This window comes from Myxococcus sp. CA023 (assembly GCF_010998615.1).
Lineage (GTDB): Bacteria > Myxococcota > Myxococcia > Myxococcales > Myxococcaceae > Myxococcus.
Map to the genome: position 1 here is coordinate 1 of NZ_JAAEAH010000176.1, position 1,261 is coordinate 1,261.

Genomic DNA, 1,261 nt, shown 5'->3' on the forward strand with positions numbered 1-1,261 from the left:
TGAAGTTGCCCCGGTTTCGTGGAGTTCCACCCGCTGTGCGAAAAGGGTCCCACGATGCCGAAGTCACGTCCCCCATACCCGCCGGAGTTCCGTGAGCGGGTGGTCGAGCTGTTGAAAGCCGGCCGCTCCGGAAAAAGCCTCGCACGAGAGTTCGGCTGCACCGAGCAGAGCATCCGCAACTGGAAGAAGCAGTTGGAGGGTAGTGGCAGTAACGCTCCCAGCAGCAACGGCGAAGGCAGGCCAGCTCCGAGGGCGAGCAGTGCCGCCTCGGACGAGCGCGCCGAACTCGAGCGGCTGCGGCGCGAGGTGCGGGTGCTGCGTGAGGAGCGTGACATCCTAAAAAAAGCTGCGGCCTGGTTCGCGCAGGAGTCCGTGGCGACGCCCAAGCGGCGTACCGACTCGTGAAGGCGAACCAGGCCGTCCACAGCATCACGACGCTCTGTCGTGTCCTGGAGGTGTCCGAGAGCGGCTACCACGCGTGGCGGACGCGCCTGCCCTCGAAGCGCGCGGTCGCGGACGCGGGCCTCAGCAAGCGCATTCGCGCCATCCACGCGATGAGCGACGGCACCTACGGCGTGCCGCGCATCCACGCCGAACTCGCGGCAGAGGGCGTGCACATCGGCCGCAAGCGTGTCGCCCGTCTCATGCGGGCAGCGCACCTTGAGGGCGTCAGCCGCCGCAGGTGGTGCGTCACCACGACGCGCGACAAGCGCGCACGCCCTGCGCCCGACCTGGTCGACCGCAAATTCGTGGCCCCTGGACCCGACCACCTCTGGGTAGCTGACATCACGTACATTCCGACGCACGCCGGTTTCCTCTACCTCGCCGTCGTGCTTGACGCATGGAGCCGTAAAGTCGTCGGCTGGGCCATGGCTGGCCACCTCAAGACGGAGCTCGTCGTGCAGGCTCTCGACATGGCTGTGGGGCAGCGTCAGCCCCAAAGCGTCGTGCACCACAGCGACCAAGGGACGCAGTACACCTCGATTGGCTTCGGGCTTCGGTGCAAGGAAGCCGGCGTGCGCCCATCCATGGGCAGCGTCGGCGACGCGTACGACAACGCGATGTGTGAAAGCTTCTTCGCCACGCTCGAGTGCGAACTGCTCGCACGCCGCCGCTTCACGTCTCACGCCGAGGCGCGGATGGCCGTCTTCCGCTTCATCGAGGGCTGGTACAATCCGCTCCGGCGCCACTCCGCGCTCGACTACGAGTCACCCGCTGGTTACGAGAAGAAGCACCGCGCTGCCGCTTGAGGGCGAAAGCG

1 protein-coding gene is annotated in these 1,261 nt (G+C 66.9%); it reads left to right on the forward strand.

Annotation, left to right across the window (positions count from 1 at the left end; all coding sequences use genetic code 11):
- Window positions 1–54 precede the first annotated feature (54 nt).
- Window positions 55–1,250 (forward strand): IS3 family transposase gene (locus F8M74_RS37135; protein WP_141259175.1). Its coding sequence is split into 2 segments (ribosomal slippage): window positions 55–337 and window positions 337–1,250, totalling 1,197 coding nucleotides; the frame shifts between segments, so codons are not numbered across the junction.
- The last annotated feature ends 11 nt before the right edge of the window (window positions 1,251–1,261 follow it).